The sequence below is a fragment of the Bacillus sp. FSL R5-0585 genome, assembly GCF_038004545.1.
GTDB lineage: Bacteria > Bacillota > Bacilli > Bacillales > Bacillaceae_G > Bacillus_A > Bacillus_A cereus.
Genome location: NZ_JBBORJ010000001.1, coordinates 1,537,403 through 1,555,476 on the forward strand (window position 1 = coordinate 1,537,403; position 18,074 = coordinate 1,555,476).

An 18,074-nucleotide genomic window follows, 5' to 3' on the forward strand; every position below is an offset into this window, starting at 1 on the left:
TACATATAAAAAAGCAAGAACGTATAACTACGCCTCGCTTTTCTCAAGTACAAAATTAAATATTAGATTCACTTAGCAACATTTACGCTCTTGACCAATAGCTAAAGCGCTAAAAGATAGTGGGCCAACAACTTCTGCGCTTGCACCACTAGTAAGGTTTTCTACAGTTAATGAATATTCGTGTGTTCCACATAAGATGATATTTTTCTTAATGCTTTTTGTAATTAAGCAGAATATTCTTCTTTACGTACTTCAAAAAATTCATTACGTCGTAAGTAATTATAAATTTTCTCTGAAACCTCTTCTTCTTCAGACACTAAGAAACGATGATCAAAAGCGTAGAAAGATTGACCTTTAATTAATTTTACGTAATACATATTAAACGCCTCCTGACACTAGATTATTACTTGCTTCATATTATGATGGCTTATATGTCTGCTAAAAATACTTGGAGTTTCAAAGGGGATAAGTAAAGGGATAAAAGAGCTTACAATTCTGTAAGGTTTATGTCACCTTTTTCGATAGTTTGTATTTACCAATTTCTTCTATAATGCAAATAGGTTACATAAAATAAGGGGGTAAAAAGATGGATGAAATACTTGGAGAAGTTGTAGCTGGTATTTGTGAATTTGTAGTGGAAGTAACAGCAGATGCTATAGGAAATTTAGTTTCTGGAAATGATGAGGAAAAAGAAACATTATAATAATTTGTAAAAGAATAAAGTTGATCAAATTATAAAGGCTGATTTCTAAAGGGAAATCAGTCTTTTTATTTTTTACATTATATTAACTTAATTTGAATATTCATTTGTTATCATATTTAAGAAGCCTATATAAGGAGGTGAATAAACAAATATGTCGAATTCAGGGCCTGATTTATCTGTTTCTCGTTTGATTGTGGTAAATATAGAAGAAAAAGAATATCATTTTATTGTTCGTGAACATCCGATTGTAGGGAAATTTATATCGCTATTTGAAAATGGAAAAGAATACGGTTTAATAGATAAACAAATCGCTAATAAAGATAAATTTATTACATCGGAGCTTACTAAGTTAGATTATTTTAATATAGATGTTTTATATCTTACACCTGGGTGGATATGGATTGGTATGGATCAATTTGGTTTACATGCTCGTGAGGCTACTTATAACGAAGTAGATGTTATTATGAAGTTGAAAGAGGATTTATATTATATAGATATATACGAAGAAATAAAAATGTAGTAAATATTTATTCAGGTTAGGGGGGAAGCTCCCATAGCCTTTTTTTGTTTAATAATAAAATGCAAAATTATATTATTTTAATGAAAGGTAATATGATAAGAAGTGAGATGAAAAGAGGATTTGAAAATACATGAAGAGAATTGTAATAATTATATGAGTCGTATATGTAAATAACAATAGAAAGAAGATGATAATATGAGTAAAGAAGAGCTTGTGAAAAAACAGTTTGGCAGCAATGCAGATAAATATGTAAATAGTAAAATACATGCTAAAGGACTGGATTTACAATATGTAGTTCAACAAGTTGAGTCTCGTCATAATAATCGTCTTCTTGATGTTGCTACTGGTGGCGGGCATGTGGCAAATATGTTAGCACCTATGTTTGAAGAAGTAGTTGCACTTGATTTAACAGAACAGATGTTAGAAAAAGCAAAAGTTTTTATAAAGCAGAATGGTCATGAAAATGTATCTTTTGTAGCAGGAAATGCAGAGAATTTACCATTTGCAGACCATTTTTTTGATACAATTACATGCCGGATTGCAGCCCATCATTTTACGAGTCCGGCTCAATTTATTTATGAAGTAAATCGTACGTTGGAGGATAATGGATTATTCATCTTAATAGATAATGTTTCGCCAGAAAATAATGAATATGATACATTTTATAATTTTATAGAAAAAAAGCGTGACCCAAGTCATGAACGAGCTCTAAAAAAGACAGAATGGCTTACTTTATTAGAAAAAAACGGTTTGCAAATGCAGTCATGTCTTACTTTTGATAAGAAGTTTGATTTTGACTGGTGGTGTAATATGATGGATGTCCCTTTACAAAAGCGTGAAAAATTAACAGAATGTATGATGAAAGCACCAAACGAAATGAAGGGATATTTTAATATTCAATTTAAAAATAATAAAGTAGAATCGTTCTATACTGAAATGGCTATGTTTATATGTAAAAAAAGTACAACGTTAAAAAGATAAATGTGTTGCAGTCTTTCTGAAGTACGATATACTTAGTACAGAGAAACTGAGAATTGAGGAATAGTTATAATGATTCGTGTACGCATTGAAGGTACTGAGGAAGAAATGCTTGAATTTATGGGGAAAATGCCAGACATTCCTGGATTTGAAAAGACACATATGAGAGAGCCGAGAAAAGGAAATAACCCGAAATACGATTCAAGTAAAAATGTACTTGCATATTTGTCTTATAAAAAGATTGAAGTCGCCAATAAATAGGCGGCTTTTTTAGTTTGCGCTGTTTCACCGCCTTGTCTTTTTCACATAATAATAATAGTAGATTATGCTGAAGAGGGGTGAGAATAGTTAATAAGAAAATTATCTTTTTTGGAGACTTTGGTATTGATGACGCCGTAGCGTTAATTTATGCAAATAAAACATGTAAATTAGATATTCTAGGTATTGTTGCTGAGTACGGGAATGTATCACGAGATATCGTTACGGAAAATGTTTATTTTTTAGAAAGGTACTATGCTACACAAGTGAAAATTATTGAAGGTGCGAGTAGACCGATGACAGCTGAAGAGCCTTTGTTTTTCCCTGAAATCCACGGGGATCACGGTTTAGGTCCTATTATTCCACCTGAGATGAGAATTTGTAAACGAGAAAATTTTTGTGAATTAATCAAATTAATCGAACCTTGTCCAGAAGATATTATAATTGTGGCGACAGGGAGACTAACGACGCTTGCTACGTTATTTTTATTGTATCCAAATATAATGGATCGTATTTGTTCGTATTATATAATGGGCGGCGCTTTCCTATTTTCAGGTAATGTTACACCAGTATCTGAAGCGAATTTTTATGGTGATCCAATTGCAGCAAATATTGTTATGAAATATGCGAAAAACGCTAGCATATACCCGTTAAATGTAACACAGGGCGCGCTTATTACGCCTGAAATGGCCAATATAATAGATAAACAAGGAACTGGACAGGCGAAACTCATTAAACCAATGATTGATTTTTATTATGAGAATTTCTATAAAAAAGAATATCCGGGTATTGGTGGAAGTCCTATACACGATTTACTACCGTTTATCTCGTTTATAAATGACAGTATTTTCGAATATAAAAAATCGGCAGTGTGGATTAGTACGACAAATGATGTGACTAGGGGCCAAAGTGTAGCAGACTTTAGAAAAATAGCTGAGCCAACAAGGTTTGATGATCGGCCGATTCAAAGAATTGCTGTTGGTTTTAACTATGCAGCTTTTAAAGAAGAGTTTATGCGAACAATATTGAAGCCAGATTGTTCTTAATGTGTGTAATAACAAGTCGGATAAATCGTTAGTTCAAAAAAGGTTTAATCTGTGTGTATTATTCTCATAAATCTTAAAGTTGAACAACATGAATAACTTATGAAAAATGTCACATAACTAATGGTAAGCAATTGTTTCTAATTATATTTTGATTGGTGAAATGTAAAGGAGGTTATTATATGATTTGGTCTTTAATCGTCGGTGGTATATTAGGATGGCTTGCGAGCTTAATTACTGGAAAGGACGTACCTGGTGGTGTAATTGGTAATATTATTGCTGGTATTATCGGTTCTTGGGTTGGTTCGAAATTACTTGGTAGTTTTGGTCCAGTCATTGGCGGATATGCAATTATTCCAGCTTTAATCGGTGCGATTATTTTAATTTTCATCGTAAGCTTCTTATTACGAGCAATGCGAAAATGAATGTAAGGACTGTTTACATTTGTAAGCAGTCCTTTTTATATGTTATGCTAGTATTATACAATCAGGAGGTGTCAGCATTGAAATCATTTACAGTAAATTTCCATCAAGAAGATAATGCAAAAGCGACAACAGTACATAAATTAAGTGAAGAGGACTTCAATAAAGCAACTGAAAAAGGTACTCGTCATTTATTTGATTTAGATACAAACGTTGGCTTCTTCGTATTCTTTGATGCAGAAGATGTAGAAGGAAATGATCAATACTTAATGTTACAATATGAAGGGGATCATGAAGAACCAACTGCGTGTTATGGATTTGATTTAAAACTATACTATCAATTTTTAGCACTATACTTAAATGATCTGGAATACCAAGGTGAAACAGATGAGGAAGAAGAAGAATATGGTCCAATTCATCATTTAGCTCACTTACTTTATCATATTGTTGAAGACGGTAAGTCAATTGAAGTGTAATATACATATTTAAAGCTGTCCTTTTGGGCAGCTTTTTTATATGACATTGAAATGGTGTACTTTGAGCTAAATAAAGTGAAGCTTTAATCAGTGGGTGGTTCATCCCCACTGATTATTAGCCCTACCAATCGGGCTTTTACGGGCAGCTCTTACCCCCATCTAACTTCTTTGCTTCGAAGTGGGGATCTTACTGCCCGGCAAATAGCGGGATAAATTAATAATAGAAATTTATTTATTAAGTAGGATTATTTATTACTTTCATGTTAGTATCGTAAAACACCTGTTATAATGATTGTAATTAAATTCATGGAGGCTAATTCTATGCTTGTAGATGTAAAAGCTTTTATTAAAGCTGCAGGTTTAACATGTATTTCATCATTAAGTGGAGATAATACATTTGCTTATAATTTTGAAACTGTAAAAAGCACTATCGCTACATTTTTTAAGAAACTAAGATTTACCGTTTAATTTCATTTCAACCAGTAGGAAAAGAGTAATCACTTCCTACTGGTTTTTTTCTGTTTCAAGGAGCTGTTGTGACGGCATATTTTCAGCTATAGATAGAGGATATTATCATTGAGAAGAGAAGGTTTAAATAAGGAGATGAATACAGTGATTAACAATATAATTCCAAGTTTTTTGAAATTATGGGAAAGTGACGATTTAGAATTAGAAGTCCTTAATTAATACTATACTTCGCATCCGGTTGATTATCGAAATGAATAAAATACAATAGGGGGTAAAAATGATGAAAATATATTTAAAAATAGTTATGTTATTTTTGGTGTTTACATGTATGTTTGCGCTAGTCGCATGTAAAGGGACAGACGAAAAAAAGGAAACAAATCCAACCTTGGAAAATAATAAAAATGAGCAAAGCAATTCTTCAGAAGAACAGAAAAATCCTGAAGCAAAACCAAGCAATGAAAACACAACAAAACCATCGCCTGACCCAGATTCGAAAAATAGAACACTTAATCAAAAATCAATTAACCACGTTAAAGATTTGTTTGAACTAGCAAAAGAAGGAAAGGTACCTAATGTGCCATTTGGAGCCCATACAGGGGATATTGAAGAAATTGAAAAAGCGTGGGGGAAAGCAAATAAAACCGAATATGCAGGGAACGGAATGTACGCAACTTTTACAAATAAAAATATTGTTTTCGGATTTAATAAAGGGTCACAAGTTTTTGATGTACGCTCATATCATGCAGAACTAAAATTGATTACATTACAAGAAATTGAAAAAGCATTAGGAAAACCATCTTCAGTTAAAGAGAATGGTGAAGATAAAATATATGTATACAAAGTAAATAACCAGTATGAATTGAAATTTGTCATTCCAAAATCGACTGGTAAGGTCGATCATATTTCCGTATTTTCGCCAGAGGATAGTATTAATAAAATGGCAGGATAAGAAATTAAGTGATTTCAAAAACACCTCACTTTCTTGAAGTGAGGTGTTTTTAGTTGTAAACAAAGAACGTCTCCTGTCATATAAAACATACTTTCATATGCGAAATACTTCACTTTTGTTTTTTAATATTCATCCAATAAGAAATATTGATCTACTGAAAAGTAGTAACCTATAAATTATGTGTAGGATGGTTCACGATTTTTTTACGTTCCAAACTTTGAACAAATAGCGCTTGAACAATACCTCCAACTAATAAGAAGCTAGCACAAATATAAAACAGTATACTTCCATTTAACTTACTTAATATAACTGCACCAATAATTGGTCCACACGTTCGAGATATATCCCAGTGTATACCGTAAATTGAAAAATATAAACCACGTTTATCATGAGGTGCAATTTCTGAAACGAATCGTAATAAATGGTTTAGAGCAATACTTTCTCCAATGACTAAAAAGAGTAAGGTGAAGAATAACGACAATATCGTCGTTGAATAACTAAAGCCAACTGCAGCTATTGTATAGCAGGCGTAAGAAATAAGGATGATTTTCGCCATAGAAAATCGTTCAGACCATTTTACGAGGAAGATTTGTAGAATGATTTCCAAAATGGCTTTGCATGTTGAAATAAATGCGAGTATGAATACGAGATTAGGAAATACATGTTCTGCAAAAATACGATAATTCGTCTCAGTTTGTGCATAAAAAAAGCTAATAGGAAGTGTAGAAACCATAAGACCGAATATGGCGTAATGTTTAAAAACAAATTGCTTTGGTGAACTTGCCTCCACTGTTTGTTTTGACTTACTTATAGTTGGAACAGTTTCTGGGAGCTGGGTCCAAACAACAACAGCATATATCGTAAGAGTTACACTTTGCACGATAAATAAATATCCTGGGTGAGTATTATAAAAACTTGCACCGATTAAAGGGCCGACTACGGATCCGATTGCTCCCATCGTTTGTAGGAGAGCAAAAATTTCTGCTTGCTGCTCTTGTTTTGTTAAATCAGCAATTTGTGCACGCTGAGCTGGAATGTATAAGGAACGGCCAATACCATTAATGACATATAACAGTGCAAATATATAAACAGATTGAGCGAAAACGAAACTGCCGATTGCAACACCTTGTAGTAATAATCCGAGTAACATAATCTTTTTTCGGCCATATTTATCAGTAATTCCTCCAGCAATAAGTGTAAATAAAATGTCTGAAAGTGGCTGTAATCCGAAAATTAGCATAGTTATTATTACATTGCCGTTTAACATTTTATTGACGTAAATAATCATAATGAGAGCTAACATAGATTCAGTCGTTCGGGTTAATAATTCACCACACAATCTAATAAAAATAGGTTTATTGTAACGAAGTAAGAGATAATTCAATATTAATTCCTCCTTTCTATATTGAAATGATAAGATGAAAGGAGAGTTGGAAAAAGGGTAGAGACTATAGGGAGGATTTTTCACCTTTTAGGGGGAGTATGATGTTTATTTTAGATCAATACATTGAACTATGGATTGCTTATGGAAAAGGAAAAAAAGAGGGAGAACGATTGGAAGTAACAGTGCAAAATATATCTGGTACATTATTTTGTACAGAGCGCAATAGTAAGTTAATTATAAAAAAATTAGATGAGTTAAATTGGATTAAGTGGTTTCCAGGTCGCGGCAGAGGAAATCGGTCTAAGTTAATATTTCAAAAGCACCCGATATCTTTAATTTTAGATAGAGGAAAAGAAATAACGAAAAAAGGGGATGTGAAAAGCGGAAGTATATTTGTGGAACGCTATAGCTCACATTTTCCATCGGTAAAGGGAGAATATCATTCCTGGGTGGATTCAATATTTGGTCATAAGGTTGAAATGACATCTGAAGGGAGAAGAGATGTACTCCGGTTGCAAGTACAAATGAATTTAGATATCACATTAGATCCTGTATACGCTACAATGCGTTCAGAATGCCATATGGTAAAACATATATTCGACACACTCGTGTATGTAGACGGTAATACAAACATTATAGAGCCAAGACTTGCATTTCACTGGGAATATAATGACGCTGAAAAAATATGGACGTTTTACTTACGAAAAGGAGTTCACTTTCATAATGGAAAACAACTTACTGCACATGATGTTATATACTCGTTGAATCGATTTATGAAGCTGGAAAATAATGCACACGCATGGATGTTACAACACGTTGAAAATATCCGTTCAGTGGATGACTACGTTTTCGAAATTCAATTACATACGGAAAATCGAATGTTTTTACATATGCTAAGTGCAGAACAGTGTTCTATCGTGAATGAAGATGAAGCAGGAGGGTTAATTGGAACAGGGCCTTTTCAATTATATAAAAGTAATGAAAATCTGTTCATTTTAGAAGGACATCCTTTATATTTTCGTGAAAGACCTTTTTTAGATCGTATTGAGTTGTGGAATGTAGAACAAGGTGTAAGTACATACGATGTTTTAGTAAAGGCGCAGTATAAAGATAAAGAAAAACATAATAAAGAATTGTCTCGGCTTGAGTCGAACGTGACATATATAACATGTAATCTTACGAAAGAAGGACCAATGCAAGATGAGTTATTTCGGAAAGCGTTATATAACATCATTCATGGTTATACAATCGTTCAAGAACTCGGCGGAGAACGTGGAGAAGTGGCAAAAAAACTAATATTAGCAGGTGAAAGCATTGTAGAGATTGAGGAAGATGTAGAAAGTTTAATTAAAAGGAGTAATTATCATAATGAAGTGCTACAACTCTACACATTTACAGGACGAGATCATGTTGAAGATGCACAATGGATACAAAAAGAGTGTGCGAAGTACGGGATTCGTGTAGAAAATAATTTTCTTGAGATAGAAGAGCTATTGGAAGTAAGTACGATACAAAAGGCCGATATGATGCATGATAGTGCCACAATAAGTGAACGAATAGAAGATAGTTTATTATATATGTTTCTTACAAAAAATAGTTTTATTCATGGACAAAGCAGCATGGACTTTCATGAAAAGTTGTCTCCTTATTTTAGACAAGAAGAATTAGAGAAAAGAGTTACACTGTTACGCGATATCGAGGATACTTTGTTACGTCAAATTCATATTATTCCTTTATATCGTAATAAACAAGAGGTAAGTACACATGAAAAAGTTCAAAATATAATGATTAATTCACAAGGTTGGATTGATTTTTATAATATTTGGTTTAAATCTTGATATATAAGGTCTTTTGCACATTTTCATAAGATGTGTAAGAGCCTTTTTTGTATGTGAGAATAGGTTTGTTTTACACATTGTTACGCTACTTGTGATAAAAGTCTATTTACAGCGTAACAGTGTTATGTTACATTGTTATCAGAAAGGAGTGTTATACAGTTGAGTACAGATTTAATTTCAAAAAAAGATTTATTAGAACTAACTGGTATTTCATACGGACAGTTATATAGGTGGAAAAGAAAAAATTTAATTCCGGAAGATTGGTTTGTACGAAAATCAACGTTTACAGGTCAAGAGACATTTTTTCCGAAAGAAAAGATATTAGAGCGTATCGATAAAATCCAAACGATGAAAGAGGATTTATCACTTGATGAACTAGCGAACATGTTTTCACCGAGTGTGAGAGAAATTCTTTTAACAAAGGAAGACATTTTATGCAAGGGAATTGCATCAGAACCAGTTTTACAATTTTTCATAGAACAAACGAATAAAACAGCAGAGTTTCAATTTGTAGATATTCTTTATGTGTACATGTTAGAAGAATTACTACAATCAGGAGAGATTAGTTTAGAAGAAGGAAAAATGGTCTTGCAAGTTTTACGTGAAAATTATGAAGCAATGAAACATAAAACTTGTGACTTAATCATCGTCCGAAAGTTAGGGATTTCTACATGTTTATTAGTTTCAAACGTGGACGATTTAATTTTTGAAAAAGGCACCAAAATCGTTTTACGCGAAGCGATTATGAAATATACCGAAGCATTAAAAACTAAATTGTTGTAGTGGAGGAGAAAGTATGCGTACAGATAATTTGATTATAAATGGTTACGGTTCATCGAATGGCGGCGAGTTTCATAAAGTGCAATTAAACGGAAAAGGAACTGTGAATGGAAATGTTGAATGTGAGCAATTTGAATGTAACGGTTACGGTGCAGTTACTGGTGATTTGAAAAGTAGCAGTGCACGAATTAGCGGATCTGGTAAAGTTGATGGTACAGTTCATGCTGAAACGATGCGAATTGATGGAAAAGCAACAATTACGCAAAATGTAAAAGCAAACAGTTTGAAAATTGCAGGAAAAGGTACGATAGGTGGAAATGTCACTGGTGAAGAATTTAAAGTCAATGGTCAAGCTACAATTGACGGTAATTGTGAAGTGGATACTTTTTCTTCAGAAGGACAATTTACAATCGGTGGTTTATTAAGCGCAGATGAAATTAATATAAATATTCACGGTACATGTCGAGCGAAAGAAATTGGTGGTCAAACGATTAAAGTAAGACATAGATCAGGTACATTTAGTAGGTTATTTAAAACAGTGTTTGGCTTGCAGTTAGAAGCTGAACTATTAGAAGGTGACAATATCGATATTGATTATGCTCACATAAGAACGGTAAGAGGAAACAATGTTACAGTAGGAGCAAACTGTGAGATTGAACTGATTGAATATACCGGTGTTCTTACTGTTGATAAAAATGCAAATGTAAAAGAAATTAAGCTGGTTTAACGGAAGGGAGAAATCAATATGGAACATCCACATAGTCTCACAGTAAATGGTTCTGGTAATTCAGCAGGCGGAGATTATAATAAAGTGAAGATTCGCGGTGAAGGAACAATTACGAATGATATGAGTTGCAATGAGTTTAAAACGTACGGAACGAGTGATGTACGTGGTAATGTGAAAGTGAAAAATTATGTCGTGTATGGAGATAACGAAGTACAAGGAAATATAGATGCGGAATATGTAAAAGTATATGGTAATACACAAATTCATGGTGATGCTCATATTGAAAAAACAAAAGTTAGAGGTATGATAGATATTGCAGGAAAGTTTTCAGGTGATTTTGTTGATGTAAAAGGTGCTTTAAATGTGAAGGGAGATATTGAAATAGAAGATTTATCATTAACTGGTGGTCTTGAAAGTGCTGGATTACTTAATGCTGAAAATATTCAAATCTCACTTCGTTATGAAGGCAGTAAGGTAAGAGAAATTGGTGGCAAAAAGATTACTGTTCGTAAAAAAACGAGATTTATTCCTTTTACTAGTCATGCTGGAAACCTCCAAACTTCGATTGTTGAAGGAGATGATATCTATTTAGAACATACGATTGCTGAAGTTGTAAGAGGCAACAACGTCACAATTGGTCCTGGATGTGAAATTAGTGTTGTAGAATATCATACTAGTTTTAATCAAAAAGGTAATGCAGTCGTAAAAGAACATAAACAAATATAAGTAGTATGAGGGAGAGCAAGAGATATGGTTGAGAAGAATAATAAGCTCGGCTTTGTTGTGGCGGGCTTATTGCTAGGTATTTTAATGGCATCGATGGATAATACCATTGTCGTAACGGCGATGGGAACAATCGTTGGTGACTTAGGAGGCCTCGAAAACTTTGTATGGGTCGTTTCTGCCTATATGGTCGCAGAAATGGCAGGCATGCCGATTTTCGGTAAGCTATCAGATATGTATGGTAGAAAGAGATTCTTTATTTTCGGTTTAATTGTCTTTATGATTGGTTCGGCACTTTGTGGTACTGCTGAAAATATTACACAGTTAGGTATTTATCGTGCCATTCAAGGTATTGGCGGCGGGGCATTAGTGCCAATTGCGTTTACTATCGTTTTTGATATTTTCCCACCTGAAAAACGCGGGGAAATGGGTGGCTTATTCGGAGCGGTATTTGGATTATCTAGTATTTTCGGGCCATTACTTGGCGCATATATTACCGATTACATTAGCTGGCACTGGGTATTTTATATTAACTTACCACTTGGCATTTTAGCACTTATTTTTATTACATTCTTTTATAAAGAATCACGCGTTCATAGAAAGCAAAAGATTGATTGGTTTGGTGCAATTACTTTAGTTGGTGCAGTAATTTGTTTAATGTTTGCTTTAGAACTAGGTGGACAAAAATATGATTGGGATTCTAGCTTTATTTTAAGCTTATTTGGTGGATTCGCCATTTTAATCATCGCATTCATTTTTATTGAACGAAAAGTAGAAGAACCAATTATTTCATTTGAGATGTTTAAGCAGCGCTTATTCGGAATGAGTACAATTATTGCTTTATGTTACGGTGCTGCATTTATGTCAGCAACTGTGTACATTCCGTTATTTATTCAAGGTGTATACGGTGGTACCGCAACAAACTCAGGATTATTACTTTTACCGATGATGTTAGGATCAGTCGTAACAGCGCAGTTAGGCGGATTTTTAACAACTAAACTTAGCTACCGAAACATTATGATTATTTCTGCGGTTATTATGCTAATTGGACTATTCTTATTAAGCACGTTAACACCAGAAACAAGTCGTGCATTATTAACAGTTTATATGATTATTATCGGATTTGGAGTCGGTTTCTCATTCTCTGTACTAAGTATGGCAGCTATTCACAACTTCGGTATGGAACAGCGCGGGTCTGCGACTTCAACGAGTAACTTCATTCGTTCGTTAGGAATGACACTAGGCATTACAATCTTCGGAATGATCCAAAGAACAGGTTTCCAAGATCAATTAGAAGAAGCATTTAAAGGGATGAGCGGGGGAATGAATACAAACGCTTTAGGGGATTCAAGAGCTATTCTATCAGAATCGGCAAGATCTCAAATCCCTCCGCAAATATTAGATAAGATTATTGACGCTCTTTCTAGTTCAATTGTTCAAACATTCATGTGGGCATTGGTACCAGCTGGATTAGCATTCATATTCATTTTCTTTATGGGAAATGAGCGCATGGTAATTAAGAAACAACAAACGAATAAAAAGAGTGAAACATCAAAAGCGTAATGAAAAAGCTCCTTTCTAATTGGAAAGGAGCTTTTTCGTATGTACGGATTTAGATTAGCCTTCGATAATTTCGTATTCTTCGTCTGCTAATAGTAAAATTTGTGTTTTCTTACCTTTGTTTTGAACTTCGATTACATCGTAAGCACCTAAGTCTCTTACTTTGCTTTGAGAAGCGTTAACCATAACTTCAATAGAATCAATTAAGATATCTTCTTCAATGTATGATTCAGGCAATGCCATATCTTCAGTATCTAATACACATGCGTATAGATTTTGTAAGTTTTCAGCAGTTGGGTTTTGTTCCTCAACATCAATGATGTTTTTTACTGCTTCCATATTTTCCTCTTTTGCTTGGTATACTTTAATTTTAGCCATTGTTTTAATCTCCTTTATAACGTAATCGTAGAGGCTACACCTTATTATAACGTTTTTTTTATGAAAGATGAAATTGTTATATGTATTTATAGTAAAAATTATGTGTCCTTACTCAAAAATGGTGTGATTTCCATATAAATGTACGAGTAGGTAACGATATTACTACGTTAACGTTATATTGTCCAAGCTTTTCTTATTTTCTTCTCATATATATGTAGTAGCAATTCTATATAGAGAAGGGATGGAGTGTAAGTGGGGTGTGAACCGAAACGTGATTGTGGGTGTTGCCAAAATAGTATATGTGAGTTTTTACAGAGTCTAGAACCGTATACAAAAGTTGAAAGTATCATAATAGCAGGAAACGAAATTGCTGTATCTTATTTTCTTTCATTTAATAAGAAAACAGGTATCGTATCATTCGTACAAGAAGACAATGAGGTTATATTTGTCGATTGTTCAAAGATTGATGCAATTCGAATAGGGAAAGTATGTAGTTGCAAAACAAAAGTTAAATATATTGAAGAGGACTTTAGCTTGCTAGGAAATGTTTGCCCGCAATGTTTAATAGAGGGGAGTACAATCTTTTTCGATTTTAACAATCCTGAATTAAATGTGTCTTTCCAAGCAACAACAATTAATCCACCTAGATGTACTGAATTTACAGATGATCTCGGGAATGTAGTAAAGCAAATTACTATAGTAGGTGAGGCGAGAGTTTCTAGAGATTTTGTTCAAGTACCTGAACTGGTAGGTTTTCGATTACTTTTATCACATCCAGCTGGAGACCCTTTAAACTACGGATTATTATTTATTAATTTTCCTGATACGATTTTTATTTTTATATTGGCATCAAGCGGATACCTTTCCATTTCGAACTGTTTAAAAATAGAGGGCGGAACTGGTGATGCCGAAATAGAAGAGATGAAAAAAATGATAGAGGATGATGTTAACACGTACAAATCAGTTGTTAAATTGACTAAAGTATATAAGAACGGTGAGACGGAATCTTTTATTTATAAAAATGAGTTATAACACATGTATTTAAATGCACCCTCAAACTATTGTTGAGGGTTGTTACATAATTAATTATGTTGGTCCTTCAAACCGTTTGTTAACGGGTAAGAAATATATTTATTGTTGACTTATTTTATATGTTGATCATTTCATAGTTAGTAGATGTTATAATCATTTTATGTTTACTGATATTTTATAAATATTCGAAGTTTTAATTTAATAGTCAATTGCTTTTATGATGAACAGGTGGGTATGTATATGAATACGAATTATGGAGCGCTCATGAAAATGTTAAGAGTAGTTGATTCTAAAGAAGGCGGGAATGTAAATGATATATGAAGCGAATATACATACAAGAAAAAAACTAGTTTCTATGTTTGAGGATTTCAATAACGTTGTTTTACTTTCTTATTTACAAGGGCATATGGGTACTGCTTGGGTAAATGATCTTGAAAATCCAAAAGTAGCACAAGTTACGGTAGGGATTTTTACATTTTACGCTGGAGACCCAAATACGAAAGAAACAGAAGAGTTATTACGTAATATTCCAGAAAGAATTTTAGTTATCGTAAATAGTGAAGAGTGGAAACAACGCTTAGAAACATTCCATGAAAGAAAAATAGATAAGTTTTTACGTTATAAATTCAAACGAAATCCAGAAGTTTTTAATCGTTCAAAATTAAAATCTTTTATATCAGCACTTCCAAAAGAATATGAGTTAAGAAGAATAGACGAGCATATCGCAAATAGCCCTACATTACATAAGATATCTGAAGATTTCACAAGTCAATTTCATTCGGTAGAAGATTATATAAACCGTGGTATAGGTTATAGCATTTTATATAACGGAGAAGTTGTATGCGGTGCATCCTCGTATAGTATTTATAATGATGGGATTGAAATTGAAGTTGCGACTGATCACAATCATAGAAGAGAGGGCTTGGCAACTGTAGTAAGTGCAGCTCTTATATTGGATTGCTTAGAAAATGGAAAGTATCCAAACTGGGACGCAGCGAATACTACATCTGCTAAACTAGCAGAAAAGTTAGGATATGAATTTGATAAGGCATATGATACTTATTTTGTGGATAATAGATGAGTGAAGGAGTTACATACTAAAAAATAAATGCGCCCTAGTACGTAAGTCTAGGGCGCATTTATTAGTTGGTAAATATCTTCATAACAATCATATCATATTTTATCTTTTGAATGTTTGGAATTAAAGATATTTATGTGGCTTTTTGAAAAAATAAAAGAGCAGCTAGTAAAAGCCAACTGCTCCTCTCTAAGGGGGAATGGAGAAATACAATCATATTATCTATAGTATTGACGGAACATAGAGTTTTAATCAAAGCCCGATTGGTGAGGGGTTTGATTAAAACTCCCATTGATTAAAGTTTCACTTTATTACATTTACAATTTAAATAGTAGAACGTGTTTATCGTAGTTCTCCAAACACCAATTATATTTTTTTAGAATAATTGGATGGACTGCTTCTGTCGTAGTATCGACTTCAGTATATCCATAGTTCTTATAAAAGTTTTCTAATTCCTCAAAAGGAAGACAATATACATTTTGTATTTGTGATTTTTTCGCAGTTTCTACTAAAAATGAAACAAGCTCACCAGCTAATTGAAGCCCTCTAAATTGAGGCAGAATAAAAATCCCGCCCATTTCTAAAGTATCTTCATCTATTTCGACTAATCGGCCAACACCTGCATACTCGTTGTTATATGTAATAATTGCAACTTTATCTCTCTTTAAATCACTTCGTACAAATCCTATTGAGTCATATTGACTATTAATCCATTTTAAATCGTTACATGTGGCCAATTGAATACTCATATACATCCTCCTTGGAAATACTAGCGCTCTCTTCATTATATAGAACATAAGATACTATATCAAAGGAACCTTGAGGTAGCCCATTTGTTTAAGTTATTAGTTAAAAGTGTGGGGTTGCTGGCATTGAAATGATGGCTTCACCAAACATAGGATAATAATCTTGTGAATTTAGTGTTACATAGTCAAAATAAAAATTAGTTCATGCGTTCGATAACGCACGATTGTTTAAGTGTAGAGAAAATTATAGGGGTATTTTAATTAGTAGCTACTGTATTCATTGAAGCTATTAAGGAAATGTGGTAATCGCCAGCCTTAGTGATACAAATCATATTAGGATTTAGTAAAAAAACTCTTCCTAAAAAAGAGGGAGATTAAAGATAAGAGCACTTCGAAAAGTGCCCTTCAGTAACGACTACTCATTCTAAAAAGAAAGGATGCAATATATCATATGAAGTTAAGTGTATTTAATTATGGGTCTTTTATATAAAAGTTTTATTTTGTTCCGAATAAAAAGGCGGTTGTTTCCGCAACCACCTTTCAGTAAAACAAAGCACTTTTTATGAAATAAATTATGGATGGTCCCTAAAAAGGTTATAGGATATACCCACATTTTTATAACTAAAGTGACGAACTCAGGTTATAAGGAAGGAACAATTATATTGTATGAAATCTATTCTAGAGTAGTCACAAAGAAAGTTGTCTTCTTATTAGAAGGCAGCTTTTTTTATTAGAAAAAGAAGTAGAAGATTAAGTTACTTGTCCAAACAAATTTTAAAAAAATACATAAAATGCTATTAGTTAGTCAATATTTTAATATTGCTAATTTTTAAGACTAAAAGGGGTGATTTTATGTGTGAATGTGAAGTTTGTAGACGAAAGAAAAATCGGGATCCATTAAACCGGGAGTTTGAGCCGAAAAAACGAGTTCATGAGCCAAAAAAAGAGGATTGTGAGCCAAAAAAAGAGGATTGTGAGCCAAAAAAAGAGGATTGTGAGCCAAAAAAAGAGGATTGCGAGCCAAAAAAAGAAGATTGCGAATCATTAAATGATTATTCGTTTAGTAAAAATGCAAATTTTTTAGAGGCAGCTATACAAACAGATGAAATCGATCAAATTTCTGAGGAATATATTGAAATAGTTGATTCAGCAGATGTACAAGTTACTACTACAGATACAAAAGCTGCACTATCTATCCAAGCGGCATTACAAGCAGCTATCGTAGTTGTAGTAAGTATTTCTATAGCAGATAGTGAAAAGGCAGATAAAATAACACAAGAATTATTTCAAAAATCAGCTATTAAACAAATTAATAGACAAAAAACATTTATTAAAAATTCTAGAAACGTAACCGTAACAACTACTGATACAGATATTGCAGTGAATATTCAAATTCTCCTTCAAATTTTATTAGCTTTATTAGTTAAACTAAACATTTTATAAAGTGTCTATCCTATTGATATTTAGCTATAAGTTTTCACTCTAAGTAAATGTTTTTTGTTGTAATACGTGGTACAAGCTTGGACTTTTTATTATGACTGAATTAATATTCAAGATTAATGGTAAAGCAAGTGTGGAAAACTACAAATAAAGATAAAATACATGATTTAACAGTAATGAAACTTATATTTATGTGAAGTGAAGGAAAGCTGTCTTCTTATTAGAAGTCAGCTTTTGATTTTATTAGCAAAAAGAAGTGAAAATAGAAGATTAAGTTACTTGTCCAAGCAATTTTTATTTCATTACATATAATGCTCGTAGATATTTAAAATTTTTATAGAAAATTGATTGGAGTGAATATTGTAAATGGATGATTTAAACAAATTTTCTTCCTTTAAGTTTGATAAGGATCAAAAGAATATAATTATAGACCTTTTACTCTCAGATATTTTTAATAGGCATGGGATAAATGAAGAAAAATTAAAAAATTTATCACCAGAAAAAAAGCAGCAAATTAAAAGTATTGTTTCTGAAATACAATCACAAGTTAATAATTATTTAGATTGAAAGG

General features: G+C 32.7%; 21 protein-coding genes and 1 pseudogene. 17 read left to right on the forward strand and 5 right to left on the reverse strand.

From position 1 onward, the window contains the following. Nucleotides 1-72: 72 nt before the first annotated feature. Both exsC and MKY38_RS07945 read right to left on the reverse strand, forming a co-directional pair. Nucleotides 73-189, reverse strand: a pseudogene (exsC, locus tag MKY38_RS29280) (exosporium protein ExsC); the annotation flags it as partial. A 35-nt stretch (nucleotides 190-224) separates the two neighbouring features. Next, nucleotides 225-377, reverse strand: coding sequence for a YqbF domain-containing protein (locus MKY38_RS07945; protein WP_000291905.1), 153 nt, complete (start codon nucleotides 375-377; stop codon nucleotides 225-227). A 477-nt stretch (nucleotides 378-854) separates the two neighbouring features. Between MKY38_RS07945 and MKY38_RS07950 the strand changes: the two genes are divergently transcribed. The 8 genes from MKY38_RS07950 (at nucleotide 855) to MKY38_RS07985 (ending at nucleotide 5,817) form a co-directional block, all read left to right on the forward strand. Beyond that, entirely contained in the window at nucleotides 855-1,223 is a 369-nt protein-coding gene (locus MKY38_RS07950) for a hypothetical protein (protein WP_000071478.1), read from the forward strand. A gap of 195 nt (nucleotides 1,224-1,418) precedes the next feature. Continuing rightward, nucleotides 1,419-2,204: a class I SAM-dependent methyltransferase gene (locus tag MKY38_RS07955; RefSeq protein ID WP_000031305.1), complete on the forward strand. Its 786-nt coding sequence runs from the start codon at nucleotides 1,419-1,421 to the stop codon at nucleotides 2,202-2,204. 69 nt (nucleotides 2,205-2,273) lie between these two features. After that, entirely contained in the window at nucleotides 2,274-2,462 is a 189-nt protein-coding gene (locus MKY38_RS07960; protein WP_000621885.1) for a DUF3970 family protein, read from the forward strand. 77 nt (nucleotides 2,463-2,539) lie between these two features. Next, on the forward strand, nucleotides 2,540-3,505 hold the full coding sequence (locus MKY38_RS07965; RefSeq protein WP_341048632.1) for a nucleoside hydrolase: 966 nt from the start codon (nucleotides 2,540-2,542) through the stop codon (nucleotides 3,503-3,505). A gap of 179 nt (nucleotides 3,506-3,684) precedes the next feature. After that, complete coding sequence (locus tag MKY38_RS07970) at nucleotides 3,685-3,927, forward strand: GlsB/YeaQ/YmgE family stress response membrane protein (RefSeq protein ID WP_000638306.1); 243 nt, start codon at nucleotides 3,685-3,687, stop codon at nucleotides 3,925-3,927. A 77-nt stretch (nucleotides 3,928-4,004) separates the two neighbouring features. After that, entirely contained in the window at nucleotides 4,005-4,400 is a 396-nt protein-coding gene (locus MKY38_RS07975) for a cytosolic protein (RefSeq protein ID WP_065224496.1), read from the forward strand. A 321-nt stretch (nucleotides 4,401-4,721) separates the two neighbouring features. Then, nucleotides 4,722-4,868 carry a hypothetical protein gene (locus MKY38_RS07980; protein WP_000959551.1) on the forward strand — a complete coding sequence of 49 codons (147 nt, stop codon included), beginning with the start codon at nucleotides 4,722-4,724 and terminating at the stop codon, nucleotides 4,866-4,868. Nucleotides 4,869-5,145: 277 nt separating this feature from the next. Further along, a complete protein-coding gene (locus tag MKY38_RS07985) occupies nucleotides 5,146-5,817 on the forward strand; it encodes a YjgB family protein (protein ID WP_114555532.1) in 672 nt (223 codons plus the stop codon). A 169-nt stretch (nucleotides 5,818-5,986) separates the two neighbouring features. Here MKY38_RS07985 and MKY38_RS07990 read toward each other — a convergent pair whose 3' ends face one another. Then, nucleotides 5,987-7,201 (reverse strand): MDR family MFS transporter, encoded by a 1,215-nt coding sequence (locus MKY38_RS07990; protein WP_070180220.1) that lies wholly within the window; start codon nucleotides 7,199-7,201, stop codon nucleotides 5,987-5,989. Nucleotides 7,202-7,302: 101 nt separating this feature from the next. On the opposite strand from MKY38_RS07990, the gene MKY38_RS07995 reads away from it, so the two are divergent. From MKY38_RS07995 to MKY38_RS08015, 5 genes are all read left to right on the forward strand, one after another. Next, the gene (locus tag MKY38_RS07995; protein WP_065224492.1) at nucleotides 7,303-9,039 is read left to right on the forward strand and encodes an ABC transporter substrate-binding protein; all 1,737 of its coding nucleotides are present in this window, start codon (nucleotides 7,303-7,305) and stop codon (nucleotides 9,037-9,039) included. Between the two features lie 159 nt (nucleotides 9,040-9,198). Beyond that, on the forward strand, nucleotides 9,199-9,822 hold the full coding sequence (locus MKY38_RS08000; RefSeq protein ID WP_000102241.1) for a YhbD family protein: 624 nt from the start codon (nucleotides 9,199-9,201) through the stop codon (nucleotides 9,820-9,822). A gap of 13 nt (nucleotides 9,823-9,835) precedes the next feature. Then, complete coding sequence (locus MKY38_RS08005) at nucleotides 9,836-10,546, forward strand: bactofilin family protein (RefSeq protein WP_070180219.1); 711 nt, start codon at nucleotides 9,836-9,838, stop codon at nucleotides 10,544-10,546. 18 nt (nucleotides 10,547-10,564) lie between these two features. After that, nucleotides 10,565-11,272 (forward strand): cytoplasmic protein, encoded by a 708-nt coding sequence (locus tag MKY38_RS08010; protein ID WP_065224490.1) that lies wholly within the window; start codon nucleotides 10,565-10,567, stop codon nucleotides 11,270-11,272. A gap of 24 nt (nucleotides 11,273-11,296) precedes the next feature. After that, on the forward strand, nucleotides 11,297-12,832 hold the full coding sequence (locus tag MKY38_RS08015) for an MDR family MFS transporter (RefSeq protein WP_070180218.1): 1,536 nt from the start codon (nucleotides 11,297-11,299) through the stop codon (nucleotides 12,830-12,832). Nucleotides 12,833-12,886: 54 nt separating this feature from the next. On the opposite strand, the gene MKY38_RS08020 is transcribed toward MKY38_RS08015, so the two are convergent. Beyond that, nucleotides 12,887-13,207 (reverse strand): hypothetical protein, encoded by a 321-nt coding sequence (locus MKY38_RS08020; RefSeq protein WP_001062733.1) that lies wholly within the window; start codon nucleotides 13,205-13,207, stop codon nucleotides 12,887-12,889. Nucleotides 13,208-13,459: 252 nt separating this feature from the next. Here MKY38_RS08020 and MKY38_RS08025 point away from each other — a divergent pair, with 252 nt between their 5' ends. Both MKY38_RS08025 and MKY38_RS08030 read left to right on the forward strand, forming a co-directional pair. After that, the gene (locus MKY38_RS08025) at nucleotides 13,460-14,239 is read left to right on the forward strand and encodes a BC_2878 family exosporium-associated protein (RefSeq protein WP_070180217.1); all 780 of its coding nucleotides are present in this window, start codon (nucleotides 13,460-13,462) and stop codon (nucleotides 14,237-14,239) included. A 310-nt stretch (nucleotides 14,240-14,549) separates the two neighbouring features. Beyond that, nucleotides 14,550-15,320, forward strand: coding sequence for a GNAT family N-acetyltransferase (locus MKY38_RS08030; protein ID WP_000638727.1), 771 nt, complete (start codon nucleotides 14,550-14,552; stop codon nucleotides 15,318-15,320). Between the two features lie 314 nt (nucleotides 15,321-15,634). Here MKY38_RS08030 and MKY38_RS08035 read toward each other — a convergent pair whose 3' ends face one another. Next, entirely contained in the window at nucleotides 15,635-16,066 is a 432-nt protein-coding gene (locus MKY38_RS08035; protein ID WP_065224488.1) for a GNAT family N-acetyltransferase, read from the reverse strand. An 849-nt stretch (nucleotides 16,067-16,915) separates the two neighbouring features. Between MKY38_RS08035 and MKY38_RS08040 the strand changes: the two genes are divergently transcribed. Together MKY38_RS08040 and MKY38_RS08045 are read left to right on the forward strand one after the other, a co-directional pair. Further along, nucleotides 16,916-17,506 (forward strand): spore coat protein, encoded by a 591-nt coding sequence (locus MKY38_RS08040; RefSeq protein ID WP_000333024.1) that lies wholly within the window; start codon nucleotides 16,916-16,918, stop codon nucleotides 17,504-17,506. Between the two features lie 363 nt (nucleotides 17,507-17,869). Continuing rightward, nucleotides 17,870-18,070: a spore coat protein W gene (locus tag MKY38_RS08045; RefSeq protein ID WP_000342253.1), complete on the forward strand. Its 201-nt coding sequence runs from the start codon at nucleotides 17,870-17,872 to the stop codon at nucleotides 18,068-18,070. Nucleotides 18,071-18,074: the final 4 nt, after the last annotated feature.

Excerpts from the sequence above, each read along its gene's own strand:
- MKY38_RS07945 (WP_000291905.1), bottom strand. The coding sequence starts at position 377 with ATGTATTACGTAAAATTAATTAAAGGTCAATCTTTCTACGCTTTTGAT.
- MKY38_RS07950 (WP_000071478.1), top strand. The coding sequence starts at position 855 with ATGTCGAATTCAGGGCCTGATTTATCTGTTTCTCGTTTGATTGTGGTA.
- MKY38_RS07955 (WP_000031305.1), top strand. The coding sequence starts at position 1,419 with ATGAGTAAAGAAGAGCTTGTGAAAAAACAGTTTGGCAGCAATGCAGAT.
- MKY38_RS07960 (WP_000621885.1), top strand. The coding sequence starts at position 2,274 with ATGATTCGTGTACGCATTGAAGGTACTGAGGAAGAAATGCTTGAATTT.
- MKY38_RS07970 (WP_000638306.1), top strand. The coding sequence starts at position 3,685 with ATGATTTGGTCTTTAATCGTCGGTGGTATATTAGGATGGCTTGCGAGC.
- MKY38_RS07980 (WP_000959551.1), top strand. The coding sequence starts at position 4,722 with ATGCTTGTAGATGTAAAAGCTTTTATTAAAGCTGCAGGTTTAACATGT.
- MKY38_RS07985 (WP_114555532.1), top strand. The coding sequence starts at position 5,146 with ATGATGAAAATATATTTAAAAATAGTTATGTTATTTTTGGTGTTTACA.
- MKY38_RS07995 (WP_065224492.1), top strand. The coding sequence starts at position 7,303 with ATGTTTATTTTAGATCAATACATTGAACTATGGATTGCTTATGGAAAA.
- MKY38_RS08005 (WP_070180219.1), top strand. The coding sequence starts at position 9,836 with ATGCGTACAGATAATTTGATTATAAATGGTTACGGTTCATCGAATGGC.
- MKY38_RS08010 (WP_065224490.1), top strand. The coding sequence starts at position 10,565 with ATGGAACATCCACATAGTCTCACAGTAAATGGTTCTGGTAATTCAGCA.
- MKY38_RS08015 (WP_070180218.1), top strand. The coding sequence starts at position 11,297 with ATGGTTGAGAAGAATAATAAGCTCGGCTTTGTTGTGGCGGGCTTATTG.
- MKY38_RS08020 (WP_001062733.1), bottom strand. The coding sequence starts at position 13,207 with ATGGCTAAAATTAAAGTATACCAAGCAAAAGAGGAAAATATGGAAGCA.
- MKY38_RS08030 (WP_000638727.1), top strand. The coding sequence starts at position 14,550 with ATGATATATGAAGCGAATATACATACAAGAAAAAAACTAGTTTCTATG.
- MKY38_RS08035 (WP_065224488.1), bottom strand. The coding sequence starts at position 16,066 with ATGAGTATTCAATTGGCCACATGTAACGATTTAAAATGGATTAATAGT.
- MKY38_RS08040 (WP_000333024.1), top strand. The coding sequence starts at position 16,916 with ATGTGTGAATGTGAAGTTTGTAGACGAAAGAAAAATCGGGATCCATTA.
- MKY38_RS08045 (WP_000342253.1), top strand. The coding sequence starts at position 17,870 with ATGGATGATTTAAACAAATTTTCTTCCTTTAAGTTTGATAAGGATCAA.